Origin of the sequence: Williamsia sp. 1135 (assembly GCF_002095395.1) — a bacterium.
In the GTDB taxonomy this organism is placed as follows: Bacteria; Actinomycetota; Actinomycetes; order Mycobacteriales; family Mycobacteriaceae; genus Williamsia.
In genome coordinates this window covers 309,104-328,963 of the sequence record NZ_MJEI01000107.1, presented here as the reverse complement: position 1 = coordinate 328,963, position 19,860 = coordinate 309,104, and the positions used below count along the sequence as shown (strand labels likewise).

Annotated in this window: 18 protein-coding genes; 6 read left to right on the top strand and 12 right to left on the bottom strand. The window is 65.3% G+C overall.

The window, feature by feature from the left end:
* The first annotated feature begins 18 nt into the window (after positions 1-18).
* Both BFL43_RS27720 and BFL43_RS27715 read left to right on the top strand, forming a co-directional pair.
* Positions 19-597, top strand: a complete 579-nt coding sequence (locus tag BFL43_RS27720; RefSeq protein ID WP_084896654.1) for a hypothetical protein — start codon at positions 19-21, stop codon at positions 595-597.
* Positions 594-1,154: a hypothetical protein gene (locus BFL43_RS27715; RefSeq protein ID WP_084896652.1), complete on the top strand. Its 561-nt coding sequence runs from the start codon at positions 594-596 to the stop codon at positions 1,152-1,154. Before BFL43_RS27720 ends, BFL43_RS27715 begins: the two co-directional genes overlap by 4 nt.
* On the opposite strand, the gene BFL43_RS27710 is transcribed toward BFL43_RS27715, so the two are convergent.
* Genes BFL43_RS27710 through BFL43_RS27700 form a run of 3 tightly spaced genes read right to left on the bottom strand, consistent with a single transcriptional unit; the run spans position 1,140 to position 3,641 of the window.
* Positions 1,140-2,360: an SPFH domain-containing protein gene (locus tag BFL43_RS27710; RefSeq protein WP_084896651.1), complete on the bottom strand. Its 1,221-nt coding sequence runs from the start codon at positions 2,358-2,360 to the stop codon at positions 1,140-1,142. The genes BFL43_RS27715 and BFL43_RS27710 overlap by 15 nt on opposite strands.
* A complete protein-coding gene (locus tag BFL43_RS27705) occupies positions 2,357-2,785 on the bottom strand; it encodes an NfeD family protein (RefSeq protein WP_084896649.1) in 429 nt (142 codons plus the stop codon). The genes BFL43_RS27710 and BFL43_RS27705 overlap by 4 nt, the downstream gene beginning before the upstream one ends.
* Before the next feature lie 22 nt (positions 2,786-2,807).
* On the bottom strand, positions 2,808-3,641 hold the full coding sequence (locus BFL43_RS27700; protein ID WP_084896927.1) for a DUF3097 domain-containing protein: 834 nt from the start codon (positions 3,639-3,641) through the stop codon (positions 2,808-2,810).
* Between the two features lie 102 nt (positions 3,642-3,743).
* Between BFL43_RS27700 and BFL43_RS27695 the strand changes: the two genes are divergently transcribed.
* Positions 3,744-4,559, top strand: a complete 816-nt coding sequence (locus tag BFL43_RS27695) for a hypothetical protein (protein ID WP_084896647.1) — start codon at positions 3,744-3,746, stop codon at positions 4,557-4,559.
* A 20-nt stretch (positions 4,560-4,579) separates the two neighbouring features.
* On the opposite strand, the gene BFL43_RS27690 is transcribed toward BFL43_RS27695, so the two are convergent.
* From BFL43_RS27690 to BFL43_RS27655, 8 genes are all read right to left on the bottom strand, one after another.
* Positions 4,580-5,596, bottom strand: coding sequence for a ferrochelatase (locus BFL43_RS27690; RefSeq protein ID WP_084896925.1), 1,017 nt, complete (start codon positions 5,594-5,596; stop codon positions 4,580-4,582).
* Between the two features lie 38 nt (positions 5,597-5,634).
* Entirely contained in the window at positions 5,635-6,459 is an 825-nt protein-coding gene (inhA, locus tag BFL43_RS27685; RefSeq protein ID WP_084896645.1) for an NADH-dependent enoyl-ACP reductase InhA, read from the bottom strand.
* Positions 6,460-6,520: 61 nt separating this feature from the next.
* Complete coding sequence (gene fabG1, locus BFL43_RS27680) at positions 6,521-7,246, bottom strand: 3-oxoacyl-ACP reductase FabG1 (protein ID WP_084896644.1); 726 nt, start codon at positions 7,244-7,246, stop codon at positions 6,521-6,523.
* A 48-nt stretch (positions 7,247-7,294) separates the two neighbouring features.
* Entirely contained in the window at positions 7,295-8,275 is a 981-nt protein-coding gene (locus tag BFL43_RS27675) for a VWA domain-containing protein (RefSeq protein ID WP_084896642.1), read from the bottom strand.
* Positions 8,272-9,213, bottom strand: a complete 942-nt coding sequence (locus tag BFL43_RS27670) for a DUF58 domain-containing protein (RefSeq protein WP_084896640.1) — start codon at positions 9,211-9,213, stop codon at positions 8,272-8,274. Before BFL43_RS27670 ends, BFL43_RS27675 begins: the two co-directional genes overlap by 4 nt.
* Positions 9,203-10,387 carry a MoxR family ATPase gene (locus BFL43_RS27665; RefSeq protein WP_143695585.1) on the bottom strand — a complete coding sequence of 395 codons (1,185 nt, stop codon included), beginning with the start codon at positions 10,385-10,387 and terminating at the stop codon, positions 9,203-9,205. The genes BFL43_RS27670 and BFL43_RS27665 overlap by 11 nt, the downstream gene beginning before the upstream one ends.
* Before the next feature lie 135 nt (positions 10,388-10,522).
* A complete protein-coding gene (locus tag BFL43_RS27660) occupies positions 10,523-11,995 on the bottom strand; it encodes an NlpC/P60 family protein (protein ID WP_206186762.1) in 1,473 nt (490 codons plus the stop codon).
* 268 nt (positions 11,996-12,263) lie between these two features.
* Positions 12,264-12,845: a DUF6676 family protein gene (locus tag BFL43_RS27655; protein WP_084896637.1), complete on the bottom strand. Its 582-nt coding sequence runs from the start codon at positions 12,843-12,845 to the stop codon at positions 12,264-12,266.
* A 302-nt stretch (positions 12,846-13,147) separates the two neighbouring features.
* Here BFL43_RS27655 and acnA point away from each other — a divergent pair, with 302 nt between their 5' ends.
* The 3 genes from acnA to BFL43_RS27640 all read left to right on the top strand — a co-directional run bounded on the left by acnA (position 13,148) and on the right by BFL43_RS27640 (position 18,140).
* Positions 13,148-15,946 (top strand): aconitate hydratase AcnA, encoded by a 2,799-nt coding sequence (acnA, locus tag BFL43_RS27650; RefSeq protein ID WP_084896921.1) that lies wholly within the window; start codon positions 13,148-13,150, stop codon positions 15,944-15,946.
* A gap of 16 nt (positions 15,947-15,962) precedes the next feature.
* On the top strand, positions 15,963-16,529 hold the full coding sequence (locus BFL43_RS27645) for a TetR/AcrR family transcriptional regulator (RefSeq protein ID WP_084896635.1): 567 nt from the start codon (positions 15,963-15,965) through the stop codon (positions 16,527-16,529).
* An 84-nt stretch (positions 16,530-16,613) separates the two neighbouring features.
* Entirely contained in the window at positions 16,614-18,140 is a 1,527-nt protein-coding gene (locus BFL43_RS27640) for an AMP-binding protein (protein WP_084896633.1), read from the top strand.
* Between the two features lie 75 nt (positions 18,141-18,215).
* Here the strand turns inward: BFL43_RS27640 and BFL43_RS27635 are convergent, their stop codons facing one another.
* Positions 18,216-19,847, bottom strand: a complete 1,632-nt coding sequence (locus BFL43_RS27635) for an ABC-F family ATP-binding cassette domain-containing protein (protein WP_084896919.1) — start codon at positions 19,845-19,847, stop codon at positions 18,216-18,218.
* Positions 19,848-19,860: the final 13 nt, after the last annotated feature.

Sequence of the window (19,860 nt, the reverse complement as noted above, 5' to 3'; positions counted from 1 at the left end):
GAGAGCAGGGAGTCCCGCATGTTCGTGATGACGACAGACCAGCGTCAGAGCCGCCGCGACGTCGATCGGGTTCCCGAGGCAGTCGCCGCACTCTCGGCCATCCCGACCATACGGTCGTTCGATCGCACCGCCGGAGATGAGTTCCAGGCGGTCTTCGACTCACCGGGCGCCCTCACCGACGCCATAGTCATCCTCGCCGAACTCGGCCCCTGGAGCATCGGAATCGGGATCGGCGACGTCGAGCGACCGCTCCCCACGCAGACCCGGGCGGGCCGCGGCGCCGCCTTCGAACGAGCTCGCATCGCGGTCACCGACGCCAAACGCGCCCCTCACCCCGTGGCCGTGGTCGGTGCAGATCCGGAGACAGCGTCGTCCGCCCAGACCGCAGCACGGCTGCTCGTCCTCCTGGTCGGGGAACGGTCGGAGGCCGGACGGGCGGCTGTCCGGGAGATGCGGCGAGAACGCACACAGTCAGAGGCGGCTGCCACACTCGGTGTCACACCCCAGGCGATGTCACAACGGCTTCGCGCCGCCAACTGGTATCTCGAGGAGGACACCCGAATGCTCGTCACCCGCTTGCTGGCGGACGCCCGATGATCGTCGCGGCACTGATCGCCTTCTGCGCGACCGCAGTCCTTCCGCTGATCCTCGGTCGGGTACCGGTCGGCCACGGGATGAGGGCGAACATCGCCGCCGCGGCAGCCACACCCGTCCTGCTCGGAGTGGTCGCGCTACTTGCGTTGGCTGCCGACCCGGCCACCGGAAGACTCGAGGTGTTTGTCCATGTCCTGACGGTCGTCACCGCGGTCACCGGCGGCACTCTGCTGGTCCGCGGCGCCCTGCTGCTCGGCGGGATCGAACCCTGGCAGCTCGACTCCCCGCCACCCGCGCCGGGCGGAGCAGACAACGCGCCACCGGATCCGACACCACTCCGTGGCGGCCGCGTCATCGGCTACCTCGAGAGGATTGCGGTGGTCGCCGCACTGGGACTTCGCTGGCCGGAGGCGATCGCCATCGTGCTGGCGGTCAAGGGACTCGGACGCTATCCCGAATTACGGGAGTCGGGCGCGGCCGAGCAGTTCATCATCGGAACCCTGGCATCGGTGCTGTGGGCCGCGGCAGCAGCGGGCACCGGGTACCTACTGTTGCAGTGAATCCGGCTCGGAATCCGGCGCCTGCCATCCCGGTGTCGCGGGCGAGTTGTACGGCCCTTTGTCCAATGCGGTATCGGCGCGCCGAGCAGACAGCGGCGGCTGCTCCGACACGGGTGTCCTGGCAACCGCTTCCGCTTCGGCGACCGCCTGTGCCACCTTCGGATCGGTCGCGGTGGTGAACCAATCCTCGATGTCGGACTCGTCCACCTCAGTTGTGCCGTCATCGGCAGGCGCCTCGTACCGGAAGACGCCGTCGTCGGACTGCACTCCGAACGACTTCGCGAAACCCTGTAGGGCAGAACCGAAGTCGCTGGGCACGACCCACACCTTGCTCGCCTCACCCTTGGCCATCTCTGGCAGCTGCTGCAGATACTGATACGCCAGCAGTTCCGGCGTCGGTTTCGCTGACTTGATCGCGGCGAAGACCTTCTGGATCGACTTCGCCTCACCCTGCGCCCGCAGGTACTGCGCGGCCCGGTCACCCTGCGCCTGCAGGATGCGGGACTGCCGATCGCCCTCGGCGGTCAGGATGGCCGCCTGTTTGGCGCCTTCGGCGTAGAGGATCTGGCTCTGCTTGTTGCCCTCGGCCGTCTTGATCGCCGACTCCCGCTGGCCTTCGGCGGTCAGGATGGTGGCCCGCTTCTCGCGGTCGGCCTTCATCTGCTTTTCCATCGATTCCTGGATGGACGGTGGCGGCAGGATGCTCTTCAACTCGACCCGCGCGACGCGCAGACCCCAGCGACCGGTCGCCTCGTCGAGCACCCCGCGAAGCTGAGCATTGATCGAATCACGCGAGGTCAGCGTCTCTTCGAGGGTCATGCCGCCGACAACGTTTCGCAGTGTGGTCGTGGCCAACTGCTCGACACCGACGATGTAATCGTTGATCTCGTAGACCGCGAAGTGCGGGGTGGTCACCTGGAAGTACACGACGGTGTCGATGAGCACGGTGAGGTTGTCCTCGGTGATCACCGGCTGCGGAGCGAACGAGACAACGCGCTCTCGCAGGTCGATGCGCGCCCGAATGCGATCGACGAACGGAACGAGCAACGTCAGCTGACCGGACACCGTCTTGGTGTACCGGCCGAGCCTCTCGATCACCGCCGCCTCGGCCTGCGGGATCAGGGCCACTGACTTGGCCAGGATCACCGCCACCAGAAGAACCAGCACGATGACGACAATCAGACCGACCAACATTGCGCTGCTCATCCTTTCCACACGACAGCGGTGGCGCCGTCGATTTCCAATACCGTCACTGCTTCACCTTCGTCGAATCGATCACCGGGATGCGCGGCCCGGGCCGACCAGATCCCACCGCTGAACTTGACCTGACCACCGTCTTCGGTGATCGCCGCGACCACCACACCATGCTGACCCACCAAAGCCTCTGTGTTGGTCGCAAGACGGGGCCTACTGAACATGTGGCGTTTTGCGACCGGCCGAACAGTGAACAACAACAGCAACGACACGACGGCGAACACGACACCATCGACCCACAACGGTGGATCGAATATGGCGCTGACGCCGGCTGCCGACAGTGCACCGCCGGCCAGCATGAGAAGGATCAGATCGCCGCTGAGTGCTTCAGCACCGATCAGGATCAACCCGGCTACGAGCCATAACAGTGCTCCCATACTTCGAGTCTGCCACGTTTGTTCATTCGGCCGCCGCGACGAAGTCGATGAGCTCTTCCACCGCCCTGATCAGTGGGACCTCGATGTCACGGAAGCTGGAGACCGAATTGTTGACCCTGCGCCAACCCTCCCGCGGTGTCCCCCAACCCAACTCCGCGCAGACGCCCGTCTTCCAGTCGGTGCCGCGAGGGATCTTCGGCCAGGCCTTGATCCCCACTGCGGCAGGCTTCACCGCCTCCCAGACATCGATGTACGGATGCCCGCAGACGAGCACGTGCTCCCCGACCCGTTCCGTGAGCCGGGACTCCTTGGATCCGGCGACCAGGTGATCGACGAGGATGCCTGCGCGACGGGTGGGGCCCGGCTCGAATTCGGCAAGAGCCTCGTCGAGATTGTCGAGTCCGTCGAGACTGGCGACCACCACGCCCTCCACCCGGAGGTCGTCACCCCAGATCCGCTCCATCAGCGAGGCGTCGTGCACGCCCTCCACGAAGAGTCGGCTGGCTCGTGCGACACGGGCCCGCTGTCCCGCCACGGTCCGCGATCCAGAGGCAGTTCGGGCCGGCGCCGCGGGCGGCTTCGAGACCGGCTTTGTCAGGGTCACCGGCGCACCGTCGATCAGGAACGCCGCGGGACGCAGCGCGAAGATCCTGGTCAGACCACGGCGGTCTTCCAGCCGGACGAACTCACCGTCGTAACTGCGCTCGAAGCCGACCACCGCGCCGCAGAAACCGGATGCTGCGTCTTCTACGACCAGGTCGCGTTCGGCGACGACCTCGGGCGTCGCCGGTCGGGCGCTGCGACGAGGCCCGGAAAGCACATCTCTGCCATAGCGATCGGAGCCATTGCTGTTCACCGCAACCACGTTAGGGCTCAGTCAACGGGCCCGGGACTTGCCACGCCGTGGATCGGGTTTCGGCGCTAGAGTGGCCCGGAGAAAACGGAACAAAGGGAATGGATGACTGACACGGACTTCGAGTATCCGAGCGACGCCCAGGGCCTCAGTGGCGCCCTGGGTGCGTGGGGTGCTGCGTGGCAGTCGGGCCGTTGCTCGCCGGACGACGTACTCGACGTGCTGAGTCGGTGGAGTCCGAGACACCGCGTGATTCCTGCGGACAGAGCTGCTGCACAGGCGCTCTCGCTCGAGGCGGACGGCGAGGAGAGCGACGCCCTGCTGCGGCTGGTCCGTGAGGGATCACCACGTGGCCTGGCCATCCTGCTCGTGGCTCCCGGCGATATGCTCGGCCTCCCGCCGCGAAGTCCGGTCACCACCGCAGCCCTCGACGCCGGCGAGCTCCTCGTCGTACCGGGCCGTCACGCGCTGGTCCCCCGCCGACTGGATCGGTACACGGTGGGGTGGGGTGCCCACACCATCGAGGCGCCCACGGTCCCCATCACCCTGCCCCTCGGCGAGGTGGAATACGAACTGCGCGAGAGCATTCGCTCGGCAGCAGACATTCTCGGCGATCTGCGACTGCCGCGGTCGGCGCCGTTTCCCGATCCCCGCGCGAAAGTTGCCGAACTCACCGCCCTCGCCGCCACGCAATTGCCCCCGAATGTCAACACACGCGCCGAACGAATCCTCGAACAGGCAGCCCACGTCGCGGCAATCCTGGCGGTCGCCGCCGCCGCCGCACCGGACTTCGGTATCAACGCCGCCGGGCAGCACACCGGCGACGGGGCCCTGCGTGAACTGGGCAGGACCGTGCGGGTGGCGCGGATGAGTGCGACGAACGCGGTGATCTCAGAACTGTTGCACGGCAACAAGGTCTGAGTACAGCCGCTGGTGGACCCTCAGGCCGGCCTGCGGACCGGTTCGCAACATCCGAGGGCGCACGGCGCGCCGTTGTCGGTCATGCCCTGCCGGAACGGGACTGTTCCCGCGAGCTGCTCGGCGATCAACTCCGCGATCATCGCGATGAACCGTGGATCGGTCCCCACCGTCTTGGCCCGTGCGTAACCGAGGCCCAGCTCCTGCGCCTTCTCCAGACCTTCGTTGTCGAGATCCCAGACCACCTCGAGGTGGTCGGAGACGAACCCGATCGGGCAGACGATCACCGCACGAACACCTTGCGCTGCAACATCGTCGAGGTGGTCGCAGATGTCAGGGTCGAGCCAGGGAATCCGGGCAGGTCCCGAACGGGACTGCCACACCTGATCGAAAGACGAGAAGCCGGCCGCCTCCGCTGCCAGCCGGGACGCGTCCGCCACCTGACGGCTGTAGAGCCGTCCACCCTCCTGCGGCGGCCCAGCGGCCCTGTCGGCCGAATCCGGGATCGAGTGGGCCGTGAAGATCAGTCGGGCATCGTCTCGTAGTTGCGGCGGGAGTTCCGCGCTCGCCGCCCTGATCGAATCAGCCCACGAAGCGGTCATCGCCGGATGGTCCCAGTACTGCGGCAGCTTGCGCACCACCATCGAATCAGCCTTGTCGCCAATGGCTTGCAGCCCACGGCGGATGTCTTCGTCGTACTGCCTGCAACCCGAGTAACCGCCCCACGCCGAAGTCGGGAACACCAGGACACGGCGGTGACCGTCAGCATGGATCCGCGCGAGCGTCTCCTCGATCATCGGGTGCCAATTACGGTTGCCGAAGTACACCGGCAACTCGATGCCCGTCCGGTCGAGCTCCGACTCGAGGGCACCGATGATCTGCTTGTTGAGTGCATTGATCGGCGACACCCCACCGAAGTGGTGATAGTGCTTCGCCACCTCGTCGAGACGTTCGGGCGGCACACCGCGTCCACGGGTCACGTTCTCGAGGAACGGCCGGACATCGGCGGGCTTGTCCGGCCCACCGAACGACAGCACCATGACGGCGTCGAATCCGTCTCCCACCGACGTCACCGCGGTCAGAACTCTTCCGGGAACCAGGTGTTGTGGCTTGCGCCGCCGTCGACGTAGACGATCGAACCAGTGGTGCCGGGCAGCCAGTCCGAGAGCAACGCGCAGATCGACTTCGCGACCACGGTGGGGTCGTCGACGTTCCAGCCGATGGGCGAGGCACCATCCCAGTACTCGTTGAGCTGATTCAGCTTCTTCGCATCACCGGTCGCGGTTCCCGCGATCGCCTTGGCCGCCAACGTCTTGATCGGTCCTGCCGCAACGAGGTTCGACCGGATCCTCTTGGCGGCGCCGACCTCGCGGGCAACATAGCGGTTCACCGATTCGAGCGCGGCCTTCGCCACACCCATCCAGTTGTAGAACGGCATGGACGTCCGGGGATCGAAGTCCATACCGACGATCGATCCGCCCTCGTTCATGGCGGGGAGCACCGCGCGCGCGAGCGCGGCGTAGCTCCATGCCGACACCTGGAAGGACTGCGCGGCATCCGGACCCGGGCCTTCCAGGAACGGCTTGGCATCGGGGCCCATCAGGGTGCGGGGCGCGAAAGCGATGGAATGCAACACGCCATCGATGCCCTCGGGCGCAACCTCTTTGAGACGGTCAGCAAGAGTGCCCAGGTGCTCCTCGTTGGTGATGTCGAGCTCCAACGCGGGTGGCACCTCCTTGGGCAGACGCTGGGCGATCCGGTCGATCAGCCGCAGCCGATCAAAGCCGGTGATGATCACCCGGGCGCCCTGCTCCTGCGCCATCGCGGCGGCATGGAAAGCGATGGAAGAATCGGTGATGATCCCGGTGACCAGAACCGTCTTACCGTCGAGAATCCCGCTCAATGTCTGCTCCTCGCAGTCGGTCGAATCGTTGGTGCGTGCGGAGCCGGCGAGAACGCCGACGTCAGTGACCCATCCCGAGCCCGCCGTCGACGGGGATCACGGCCCCGGAGACGTAGGACGAGTCGTCGGAGGCCAGCCAGCTGACCACAGCGGCAACCTCGTCCGGCCTGCCCACCCGGGCGGCGGGGATGAGCTTGACTGCTTGGTCTCGGTACTCTTCGGGCAGTTCGGCGGTCATGTCGGTCTCGATGAGGCCGGGTGCCACCACGTTCGCGGTGATCGAGCGCGAACCGAGTTCACGGGTGAGCGACCGGGCCATACCGATCACGCCGGCCTTCGATGACGCATAGTTGATCTGGCCCGGGGTACCCATCATCGCCACCGCGGAACCGAGGAAGATGAAGCGGCCGAAGCGCTTCCGCAACATCGACCGGCACGCGGCCTTCGCCACCCGGAACGAGCCCGTGAGATTGGCGTCGATGACCTTCTCGAACTGCTCCTCGGTCATCCGCATCAGCAGGGTGTCGTCCGTGATGCCCGCATTGGAGACCAAGACCTCGACCGGACCCTGGTGCTCTTCGATCTCCTTGAAGGCACGGACGATCGAGTCGTTGTCCGTCACGTCACACACGACACCGAACAGGCCCTCTGGAACTCCCGACCCACGGTGTGTGACCGCCACCTTGTGTCCGTCGGCGGCGAGTCGCTGCGCGATAGCGAGCCCGATTCCGCGGTTACCACCGGTGACCAGGACCGAGCGAGATGCCTTTTGGATGCTGTCAGCCATGACGGACAACCTATCGCTTTCCGGTCGGCGGGCGTGTACCCGGTCCCATCAGGGCAGGCGCCTGTTGATGGCCACCGCACTGATGACGGCGAGCAGCACCAGCAGAGTTCCGGCGATCAGCCAGGGCCGTGACGCGTCCCCACGCCTGGTCTCGTAGCCGATCTGATTCTGCAGGTTCTCGTAGACCTGATTGAGCTCGTCCAGACTCGACGCCGTGAAGAACTTGCCGCCGGACAACTGCGCGATCCGGCGCAAGGAATCGTCATCGACGGGGACCGGGATGCGGTCGCCCTCGAGGTCCACGGTGCCGCCGCGGGTCCCGAACGAGATCGTGTTGACCGGTATCTGCTCTTCCTTCGCCTTCCGGGCGGAGGTGAAGGCGCCGCGCGGATCGTCGGGATCGTCGGGCACCGTTTCCTTGCCGTCCGAGAGCAGTACCACCTGGGCGGGCGGGGCACCGGCGTCCCCACCGAGCACGGCATTGAGCGTCTTGATCTGCGACACCGCCGCCAGGATTCCCTCGCCGGTGGCGGTCTTGTCGTCGAGCTGGAGCTTGTCGATCGCCGCCTTGGTGGCCGCCCGGTCGGGGGTGGGCGAGACCAGTGTGGTCGCGGTGCCCGCGTACGAGATCAGCCCGAGGTTGATCCCCTCGGTGAGTTCGTCGGCGAACTTCTTGCCGGCCTCCTGCGCGGCCTTCAGGCGCGAGGGCGCGACGTCCGTGGCATCCATCGATCGAGACACATCGATCACCAGCATCACGGTCGCCTTGTTGCGCGGCACCTTGCGATCGGCCTGCGGTCCCGCCATGGCCACGGTCAACACGATCAACGCGATGATCATCAACGCGATCGGAACGTGCTGACTGCGGTTCCGGGTCTTGGGAGCGACCGTGTTGAGCAGATCGAGATTGGCGAACTTGAGCGCCCGTTCCTTGCGCCGGCGCTGCATGTATATGTAGCCGCCGACCAGTCCGGCGACACCGAGCAGTACCAGCAGCCACCATGGGGAGGCGAGGTCGAAGAAGCTCATCGGGTGGCCCCCGCATTCATGCCGCGGCGGCGCTGGGCGATGAAGCGGACCACGTCGGCGATCCAGTCTCGATCCGTGCGTAACGCGAGGGTCGGAGCGCCGCACTTGCGCAGGGTCCGCTGCACCTCCATCCGGTGAGCCTCTGCGGCGCGCGCGAAGTCGGCCCGCACCTTGTCGGTGATGGTCAGCTCGCGCACCTGGCCCGATTCCGCATCCCGCAGCATGACGTCGCCGACATCGGGCAGCTCCATGTCGCGGGGGTCGAGCACCTCGACACCGAGCACATCGTGGTGCCCGCCGACCGCCCGCAGCGGCCGGTCCCAATCGATCGGGCCCAGGAAATCGCTGACCACGACCGCGAGGCCGCGGCGGCGCTCAGGCCTGCGCAATGCGTCGATACCCGCGAAGAGATCGCCGCGGACACCATCGGTGGCGCGGGTGGTGGTCGCGATCGTCTTGAGCGTGTTGAGCGCGTGCGCACGCCCGCTACGGGCGGGTATGCGGACAACCTGATCTCCCGTGCAGACGACGGCGCCCATCCGGTTGCCGCCGCCGAGCGTCAGATGCGCGATGGCGGCACAGGCGGCGACGGCCAGATCACGTTTGGTCGTGTTGACCGTGCCGAAGTCCAGACTCGCCGACATGTCGACGACCAGCCAGGTCTCCAGTTCGCGATCGGCGACCATCTGTCGCACATGGGGATGGGTGGTCCGCGCGGTCACCGACCAGTCCATCCGCCGTACGTCGTCGCCCGGCTGATACTCGCGTGCCTCCCCCGGCTCGCTGCCGGGGCCGGGGATCAGACCGAGATGATCACCCTGCAGGACACCGTCGAGCTTGCGCCGCACCACGATCTCGAGCGTCTTGAGGGCCGCGGTCAGCTTGGGGTCTTCCAGGGTGCCCGCGCCGAACGACGGCAGTGCGCCGTTATCCGCCATAGTGCGACTGGTTGCCCTGCGCCGGATTCGCCTGCGAAGCAGCCTGATACCCCTGTGACGGAGCTGGATTATGCTGCGGCGCAGGAGGTTTGGTCAGACCATTCGGCTGCTGCGGGAATCCGCCCTGAGGCTGCGGAGCCGGAGGGGTGGCCAGCGGTTGCGCGCTGACCTGCGGCAGTCCGACCGTCTGCAGGACCCGGGTGATGACGGCGTCGGCGTCGACCTCGTCCGCCAACGCGTCGTAACTCAGGACCAGACGGTGGCGCAGGACGTCGGGGATGATCTCGACCACGTCCTGCGGGATCACGTAATCACGGCCTCGGACCAGGGCGAGAGCACGTGAGGCCGCGATGATGCCGAGGGTCGCACGCGGCGATGCACCATAGGACAACCAGCCCGCGACGTCATGCATACCGAGTTCGGCAGGACGACGGGTCGCGTTGATGACCCGGACGACATAGTCCACGAGTGCGTGATGTACGAAGACGTTCGCGGCGGTGTCCTGCAGACGGACCATCGTCACCGGGTCCAGGATCGGCGACGCCTTGGGCGGCTTGTTGCCCATGCGGTAGACGATCTCCCGCTCCTCTTCGACAGCGGGGTAGTCGACGAGAACCTTGAACAGGAACCGGTCGCGCTGCGCTTCGGGCAGTGGGTAGACACCCTCGTTCTCGATGGGGTTCTGCGTGGCCATCACCAGGAACGGATCCGGCATCGGATAGGTGGTGCCGCCGATCGACACCTGCCGCTCGGCCATCACCTCCAGCAACGCCGACTGCACCTTTGCGGGCGCGCGGTTGATCTCGTCCGCGAGCAGGAAGTTGGCGACCACCGGACCGAGCTCGGTGTCGAACGCCTCCTGGCCCTGGCGGTAGATACGGGTACCGATGAGATCGGTCGGCACGAGATCCGGGGTGAACTGGACGCGCGAGAAGCTACCGCCGATCACCGTGGCGTAGGTCTCCACCGCGAGGGTCTTGGCAACACCGGGTACGCCCTCGAGGAGGATGTGCCCGCGAGCGAGGAGGCCGACCAGAATCCGCTCGACGAGCCGGTCCTGTCCAACGATCACTCGTTTGACCTCGAACATTGCCTTCTCGAGCAAGGCGACATCGGCCTGGGTGAGCTTGAATACCTCTGCTGAGGCCTTGCTGTCGTCGGTCGCTGAGGTCACCGATACCCTCCGGGGTCTGTTCGATCGTTGTACTGACTGCACCGAGGGTACTGGCCCCTGGAGGGGGACGACGACGGCCGCGTCGGTAAACCGCCGATGAATCGACATTCCCGCGGTGCCATACCGGGGCCGGCGTCAGGTCAGTCGGACCACGTACGGCATCGCGCCGCTGGTACGCAGCGGCGAGATCTTGACGACGTCGCCGGACTGCGGTGCCTCCACCATCGTGTTGTCGCCGAGATACAGGGCAACGTGCTCGCTGGCATTCGGGCCGTAGAAGATCATGTCGCCACGCTGCATCTGGGACAACGGGACCTGCGGCCCGGACGTGTACTGATATCCGGTGTAGTGCGGCAGCGAGACGCCGATACCGGCGAAGGCGTAGATCATCAGGCCGGAACAGTCGAAACCGACCTTGTTGTAGTCACCGTAGGAGTCTGCGACCCCACCGTCCCTGATACCCAGCGTCGGACCGTTGGCGTCGCCGCCGCCCCACGAATACGTGACCCCGAGTTGAGAGAGTGCGCGATTCACGACGACCTCGACCGCGGCGGAACCGGAAAGCCCCGGATCGACCGTTCCCGGCGCCGGCGTGGTGGGCTCGGTGGGCAGGGTCGGGTCGAACGGCTCGTCCGGATCGGCGGGCAGGGTCGGGTCGAGCGGCGCATTCGGATCGGTCGGCGTCGTGGTCGGCGGAGGCGTGGCGCCGTCGATGTCGGTATGCGGCGCAGTCAGTGAACCGACGATGGCCGCGAGAGTCTGCTGGGCGGTGTTCAGTGCGAGCTTTCCGGCCGCGTCGCCGGCGGCGCGCAGCGCGTCCTGGTGCGCCTGCTGCTCGATGGCAGCTTGCTGCTCGGGCAGGATGGGAACCTGCCCACCCCCTTCGGTGGGCGGAGCGGGCGCCGGCTGGCCACGCAGCTTGTTCAGCTCCTCTTGCGCGGCGGCGCGGTCCTTCTCGAGCATCGCCCGGCGGGACTGCTCCGCTTTCACTGCCGCTGTCGCCTCGGCGATGGCCGTCTGCGCGTCGGCCTGCCGCGTTTCCGCGGTCGCAGTGGCGAAGGCGGCCTGCTGTTGCGTGGCCTGCGTCGTGGAGGCGCGGTTGGCCTCTTCATTGCGGGCCTGCTGCAAACGGGTGATCGTCGCCTGCTGATCCTTGCTGAGCTGATCGATCACCGAAGCCCGATCCAACACCGCCCCGGGCTCGCCCGAGAGATAGCTCCCCATCGAGTCCTGGCTGTTGCCCTGCGTGTACAGACTGCGGATGAAGCCGTCGAAATCCTTCTCGGCCAGCGCAATTGCGCCCGTGGCCAGCTTGAGGGACTCCTGAGCGCCTCGTACGGCGACAGCGGCGAGCCGCTCCGATTCCCTGGCGTTCTGCAGATCCACGAGGGCGCGGTTGACGGCCTCTCGCTTCACTGCGACGTCGCCGTCGAGGTTGGCCATGTTCTGGTTTGTATCGGCGATCTGATTGATCAGCGTGGCGATCTTGTCAGCGCTGCTCGGAGGTTCCGCGACTGCCATACCCGCAGAGAGTTGCGCACCGGCCACCGCCAGGGCGGCCAGCAGAGCAACGGCGGAGGACAACCGAACGCCACGTCGACGCGGCATGAATGCCATTCCTCGACTCACAAATGACTCCCTCGCAGATCTGGCATTGCGCCGACGGCAACCTTTCGGTCGCTCCTTCGGCCATCGCCACGACAGTGATCAACTTCCCCATAAGCACCACCGATGACATACGAACCGTACGTCACTACAACCCCGAAAGAAACATGAGTCACAAATTACATTGAGGTCATTACCCTGCGGAAACGCTGTGAACTCGACAAATGACGAAGGTCACAAATTGGATATTGGCGAACTACACAATTGTAGTTCAGTCGTGAATGTCGTCCTCGGAGGATTCGACTCCTGCGCGCCCTGGCGTGGCGGTCGCCGCGACGGTGTCGGCGGCGGGTGAAACCACCGGGCGTGGGGCAGTTCCCTTGCGCAGCTGCAGCTTGCGAGCGACTGCGGCTCCCACCGCGACCACGAGGATGAGAACCAGGGTCACCACGGTCCACGGGACCTGCGTTTGTTCGGTCATCCGGTCGAGCATCTGCTCAGCCGCCAACGGCGGATTGGAAATGGCCAGGTTGTCAGTCGTCTGTTCCAATTGGACGCGACTGAACTCATCGCTCGCGGACCCGATGTAATTGCCGCCCAGAACAATGACGGTGCCGCCCGTTTCCTGCTGGAGCTCGGTGGCGATATCCCGGTAGTACGTGATGCGCGGATAAACCTTGTCGGTTACCACGAAGTGCAGGTCATAGCCCTTGTCGCGGCCCTCGGCAACGACCTGCAGGATCTTCGGCGTCATCTCGGGCGGTGCCACCACGCCGTCGTCCGCGAGGCCGGCCTGGAGATCGGGGATGTTCACGTCCGGCGGAACGATCGTCATGAGAGGCGTCGGTGCCATGGGTCCGTCAGATCTCCGTTCCAACTTTTTGATCGCGTAGCCAACCTATGGCAGCACAATACGACAGAATCGAAGTGGCTCGACGTACCGCCTCGCCTGTCCACCACAACCGGGACATGCCGGGGAGGCCTGAGTTTTTACCAGTACGCTTGTACTGCTAGAATCGACAGCAGTACGCATCGAGGCAGCCCGTCGATGCGACAAGGCGACGACACCGGCGACACAGCCGGTGACAACGCCGAAAACAATGACCGGCGCAGCCCCGCCGGCCGACAACACGAAGAGTGGAGCTGACGCAAGCGATGAGTATTGATTCCTTTGGCGCCCGCGGCACGTTGACCGTTGGAGACAACTCATATGAGATCTTCCGACTCAACGCGGTCGAGGGAACAGAAAAACTCCCCTACTCCCTCAAGGTGCTCGCAGAGAACCTGCTGCGCACCGAAGACGGCGCGAACATCACCGAGGATCACATCAAGGCGATCGCGCAGTGGGATCCTTCAGCCGATCCGAGCATCGAGATCCAGTTCACCCCTGCCCGCGTCCTCATGCAGGACTTCACCGGTGTGCCCTGCATCGTCGACCTGTCGACAATGCGCGAGGCGGTCACCGCGCTCGGTGGCGACCCCACCAAGGTGAACCCGTTGGCCCCCGCCGAGATGGTGATCGATCACTCCGTGATCATCGACGTCTTCGGCCGCGCCGACGCCTTCGAGCGCAACGTCGACCTCGAGTACCAGCGCAACGGCGAGCGCTACCAGTTCTTGCGCTGGGGCCAGGGCGCGTTCGACGACTTCAAGGTCGTCCCCCCGGGCACCGGAATCGTGCACCAGGTCAACATCGAGCACCTCGCCCGGTCGATCATGGTGCGTAACGGTCAGGCCTACCCGGACACCTGCGTCGGCACCGACTCGCACACCACCATGGAAAACGGGTTGGGTGTCCTGGGCTGGGGCGTCGGTGGAATCGAGGCCGAGGCCGCGATGCTCGGACAGCCGATCTCGATGCTGATCCCCCGCGTCGTCGGCTTCAAGCTCTCCGGCGCGATCAAGCCGGGCGTCACCGCCACCGATGTCGTGCTGACGGTCACCGAGATGCTGCGAAATCACGGAGTGGTCGGCAAGTTCGTCGAGTTCTACGGCGACGGCGTCGCCGAGGTCCCACTGGCCAACCGAGCGACCCTGGGCAACATGAGCCCCGAGTTCGGCTCCACCGCTGCGATGTTCCCCATCGACGAGGTCACGGTCGACTACCTGCGCCTGACCGGTCGAGACGAGGAGCAGCTCGCACTCGTCGAGGCCTACGCCAAGGAACAGGGCATGTGGCACGACCCGTCCAAGGAGCCGGTGTTCTCCGAGTACCTCGAACTCGATCTCGGCACCGTCGTCCCGTCCATCGCGGGCCCGAAGCGCCCACAGGACCGGATCCTGTTGTCGGAGGCCAAAACCGCCTTCCGCAAGGACATCCATCAGTACGTCGGCGAGAACCACCCGACCGACCACACCCAGCTCGACGAGGCAATCGAGGAGTCGTTCCCTGCCAGCGATCCTGCGACGCTCTCGTTCGCCGATGACGGCGCGGTCAACGTGCAGTCGGCAGCCAATGGCGCCGAGGGCCGTCCGAGCAAGCCGGTCAAGTGTGTCTCCGATGAACGCGGCGAGTTCGTACTCGACCACGGCGCGGTGGTGGTCGCAGGTATCACCTCGTGCACCAACACCTCCAACCCGACCGTCATGATCGGTGCCGCGCTACTGGCCAAGAAGGCCGTCGACCTGGGTCTGACCACCAAGCCGTGGGTGAAGACCAACATGGCGCCGGGTTCGCAGGTCGTCACGGACTACTACGAGAAGGCCGGTCTGTGGCCGTATCTCGAGAAGCTCGGTTACTACCTCGGCGGCTACGGCTGCACCACCTGCATCGGCAACACCGGCCCGCTGCCGGAAGAGGTGTCGAAGGCGATCAACGACAATGACCTCACGGCCACCGCGGTGCTGTCGGGTAACCGCAACTTCGAGGGACGTATCTCCCCCGACGTGAAGATGAACTACCTCGCGTCGCCGCCGCTGGTCATCGCCTACGGCATCGCGGGCACGATGGACTTCGATTTCGAGAACGATTCCCTCGGGACGAGCACCGACGGCAAGGACGTCTACCTCAAGGACATCTGGCCCTCGACCAAGGAGATCGAGGACACCATCGCCCAGGCGATCAGCCAGGAGATGTTCACCAAGTCCTACGCCGACGTCTTCAAGGGTGACGAGCGCTGGCGCAATCTGCCCACGCCCGAGGGTGACATCTTCGAGTGGGACGAGAACTCCACCTACGTCCGTAAGGCGCCGTACTTCGACGGCATGTCGAAGGATCCCGAGCCGGTCACCGACATCACCGGCGCTCGGGTTCTTGCCGCACTGGGCGATTCGGTGACCACCGACCACATCTCCCCCGCCGGTGCCATCAAGCCCGGTACCCCGGCAGCCCAGTACCTCGACGAGCACGGTGTCGAGCGCAAGGACTACAACTCGTTGGGGTCGCGGCGTGGCAACCATGAGGTGATGATTCGCGGAACCTTCGCGAACATCCGCCTGAAGAACCAGCTGCTCGACGACGTCAGTGGCGGATATACCCGCGACTTCACCCAAGAGGGTGGACCGCAGTCCTTCATCTTCGATGCCTCCAAGAACTACCAGGACGCGGGCACCCCGCTGGTCGTCCTCGGCGGCAAGGAGTACGGGTCCGGGTCGTCGCGTGACTGGGCGGCCAAGGGCACCATGCTCCTCGGTGTGCGGGCAGTCATCGTCGAATCGTTCGAACGCATCCACCGGTCCAATTTGATCGGCATGGGCGTCGTGCCTCTGCAGTTCCCGGAAGGCGAGAGCTACAAGTCGCTGGGGATCGACGGCACCGAGGTGTTCGACATCGCGGGCATCACCGAACTCAACGAGGGCAAGACACCGAAGACCGTCAAGGTCACTGCGACCAAGGACAGCGGCGAGAAGATCGAGTTCGACGCAGTGGTTCGCATCGACACCCCCGGTGAGGCCGAGTATTACCGCAACGGCGGCATCCTGCAGTACGTCCTGCGCAACATGCTCAAGAGCTGACCGAGGACCAGGGGCGTTGCCGAAGGTAAGCCAAGACCACCTGGAAGCCCGGCGACATCAGATCCTCGACGGTGCGCGCCGTTGTTTTGCCGAGTTCGGCTACGACGGCGCCACCGTGCGCCGGCTCGAGGAGGCAACGTCCCTGTCCCGGGGTGCGATTTTCCATCACTTCCGGGACAAAGAGGCGTTGTTCCTCGCGCTGGCGCACGAAGACGCCGAGAGGATGGCTGACGTCGCGGCCAATCAGGGTCTTGTTCAGGTCATGCGCGACATGCTCAACCGGCCGGAAGATTTCGACTGGCTGGGTACCCGGCTGGAAATCGCACGAAAGTTGCGGACGGACCCCGGTTTTCGTACTGAGTGGAAGGCCAGGTCCGCAGAGCTCGAGTCGGCGACACTGGCGCGACTGGAACGCCAGCGCACGGCCGGCCGATTGCGCGACGACATCCCCACGACGGTGCTGGTCGCCTATCTCGATCTGATCCTCGACGGCCTGACCACTCGTTTGGCCACGGGCGCGGCGACAGACGATCTACACGCGGTACTCGACCTCGTCGAAGCGTCGGTTCGCCGACCTCAATAAGCCCTCGCGGGCGCCTGGCCATGTGATAGTTCTGGTTAACATATGCGGTCAGGTCGATCGCGCTCCCAGAGCCGGAGGTCAAGAATGTTCCCGGGCAATTTTGTCGCAACCACACCTGACAAGGTCGCGGTCGTGCGACCCGCGACGGGCGAGTCGATCACGTACGCCGAACTCGATCGGGACTCGACCAAGGTCGCCCGATACCTTCGCGATCTCGGTCTCGGTCGCGGCGACAGCGTGGCCATGGTGTCGACCAACGACATCCGGATGCTCGTGATCTATTGGGCGGCAGTACGTTCAGGCATGTACGTGACCGCCATCAACAACCATCTGACCCCGGACGAGACCAACTACATCCTCGGCGACTGCGGGGCCGTCGCGCTGTTCGCCTCCGCCGAGGTCGCCGACGCGGTCTCCGCCGTCGACCAGGTACCCACGGTCACCCATCGCATCGCGTGGGCCGGCGACCTCGCGGGCTTCGAGTCGTACGACGAGATCCTCGCCGCCGCCTCGGATGCGCCGCTCGACGATCAACCGCGCGGCCAGGACATGCTGTATTCGTCCGGGACGACGGGACGTCCCAAGGGCATCAAGGTGCCGTTGCAGGACGGCCAGGTCAACGAGATCTCCGATCCCTACACCGCGGTCTTCTCCCTCATCTACGGCTTCGACCAGGAGTGCGTCTACCTCTGCCCGGCGCCGCTGTATCACGCTGCACCACTGCGTTATTGCGGGATGGTCAACTCCGTGGGCGGGACCGTCGTCATGATGGACCGCTTCGACGCCGAAACGGCCCTGGAGTTGATCGACGAGTACAAGGTGACCCATAGCCAGTGGGTGCCGACAATGTTCATCCGGATGCTCAAACTTCCGGAAGAGGTCCGCACCAAGTACGACGTCAGCAGCCTCAAGATCGCCATCCACGCGGCCGCTCCGTGCCCGCCGGAGGTCAAACAGGCGATGATCGCCTGGTGGGGCCCGGTCATTCACGAGTACTACGCGTCGACCGAGGGTTCGGGAGCCACCTTCATCAACAGCGAGCAGGCGCTCGCCCATCCCGGTTCGGTGGGTCAGCCGCTGCTGGGCGTCATCCGCATCTGCGCCGATGACGGCACCGAATTGCCGGTCGGCGAGATCGGCACGGTGTACTTCGAGCGCGACGAGTTGCCTTTCGAGTACTACAACGATCCCCAGAAGACAAAGGAAGCACAGCATCCCGTGCATCCCGCCTGGACCACGAGTGGGGACGTCGGGTACGTGGACGCCGAGGGCTTTCTCTATCTGACCGACCGCAAGTCGTTCATGATCATCTCCGGTGGCGTCAACATCTATCCGCAGGAAGCCGAGAACATCTTGATCGGGCACCCCGCGGTGTTCGACATCGGCATCATCGGGATACCCGATCCGGACCTGGGTGAGGTCGCCAAGGCGTGCGTCCAGCTCGAGCCGGGGATCGAGGCGACCGATGAGTTGGCGACAGAACTGACCGATTTCGCGCGGTCACGGCTGGCGCACTACAAGGTGCCGAAGAGTATCGACTTCGTGGATTCTCTGCCGCGCACACCGACCGGGAAACTCGTCAAACGCGAGCTCCAGGCGCGCTACACCTGACCCGAACTCCCGGTTTTGGTGGGTTCTGGTGAGCGTTTCCGCAGGTCGCGCTCACCAAAACCCACCAAGATCGGACTAGGCCAGTTCGATGATCTCCTGGTAGTCCGCCGACCAGTGGTCCTCGGTGCCGTCGGGCAGCAAGATCACGCGTTGCGGATCGAGCGCCGCCGCCGCACCCGGATCGTGGGTCACGAGGACCACGGCACCCTTGTAACTGCGGAGCGCGTCGAGGACCTGCTCGCGCGAGATCGGATCGAGGTTGTTGGTGGGCTCGTCCAGCAACAGCACATTGGCCGCCGACGAGACCAACCCCGCCAGCGCCAGACGGGTCTTCTCACCACCCGAAAGCGTGCCTGCGGGCTGATCGAGCTGCGGACCGGTGAACATGAACGCGCCGAGAAGCCCTCGCAGGTCCTGCTCACCCGCGTCGGGCGCAGCGTGGCGGATGTTGTCCCAGACGCTGGCCTGATCGTCGAGCGTTTCGTGCTCTTGCGCGAAATAGCCGATCTTCAAACCGTATCCGGGTTCCAGCGTGCCCCGCTCGGCGGTTTCGACACCTGCCAGCAGTCGGAGCAGCGTGGTCTTGCCCGCGCCGTTCAGACCTAGGACGACCACGCGGCTCCCCCTGTCGATGGCGAGGTCGACGCCGGCGAAGATCTCGAGCGATCCGTACATCTTCGTCAGCCCCGACGCCATCAGCGGGGTCTTACCGCACGACGCCGGATCCGGGAATCTGATCTTGGCGGTGCGATCGGCCACCCGCTCATCGTCAAGGTTGTCGATCATCCGCTCGGCGCGTTTCAGCATGTTCTGAGCAGCAACGGCTTTGGTGGCCTTCGCCCCCATCTTCGCTGCCTGGACGCGGAGCGCGCCCGCCTTCTTCTCGGCATTGGCACGTTCGCGTTTACGCCGCTGTTCGTCGGTCGCGCGCGCGTCCAGGTACTTCTGCCAGCTCATGTTGTAGATGTCGGCCTCGCCCCGAACGGCGTCGAGGAACCACACGCGGTTCACCACGTCGCCGAGCAACTCGACATCGTGACTGATCACCACCAAGCCGCCGTCGTGGTTGAGCAGGAACGACCGCAGCCAGGTGATGGAGTCGGCGTCGAGGTGGTTGGTGGGCTCATCGAGCAGCAAGGTGGTACCCGACTTACCGCCGCTACCGTCGGAGGCGGCGAACAGGATGCGGGCGAGCTCGATGCGACGGCGCTGTCCGCCCGAGAGTGTCCGCAGCGGCTGCGCGAGCACCCGGTCCGGCAGCCCGAGACTGTTGCAGATCCGGGCGGCCTCGGATTCGGCGACGTAGCCGCCGAGCGACGAGAACCGATCCTCGAGTACTCCGTAGCGATCGACAGCCTTGTCGCGCGCCTTCTCGTCGACGACCTCGGCCATCAGCGCCTGTTGCTTCTCCAGATCCCGCAACAGGGAGTCGAGTCCGCGCGCCGACAACACCCGGTCCTTCGCAAGGACCTCCAGATCGCCTTCTCGTGGATCCTGAGGCAGATATCCGATCTCACCACTGTTGGTGACCGCGCCCGCGTAAGGTTCGCCTTCACCGGCCAATATGCGCATCGTCGTGGTCTTGCCGGCACCGTTGCGGCCGACCAACCCGATGCGATCGCCGGGCTGCACCCGTAGCGCCGGACCAGGGGCGCTCAGCAGGGTGCGTACGCCTGCGCGTACTTCGAGGTCAGTTGCCGTAATCACGACGCGCAGTGTA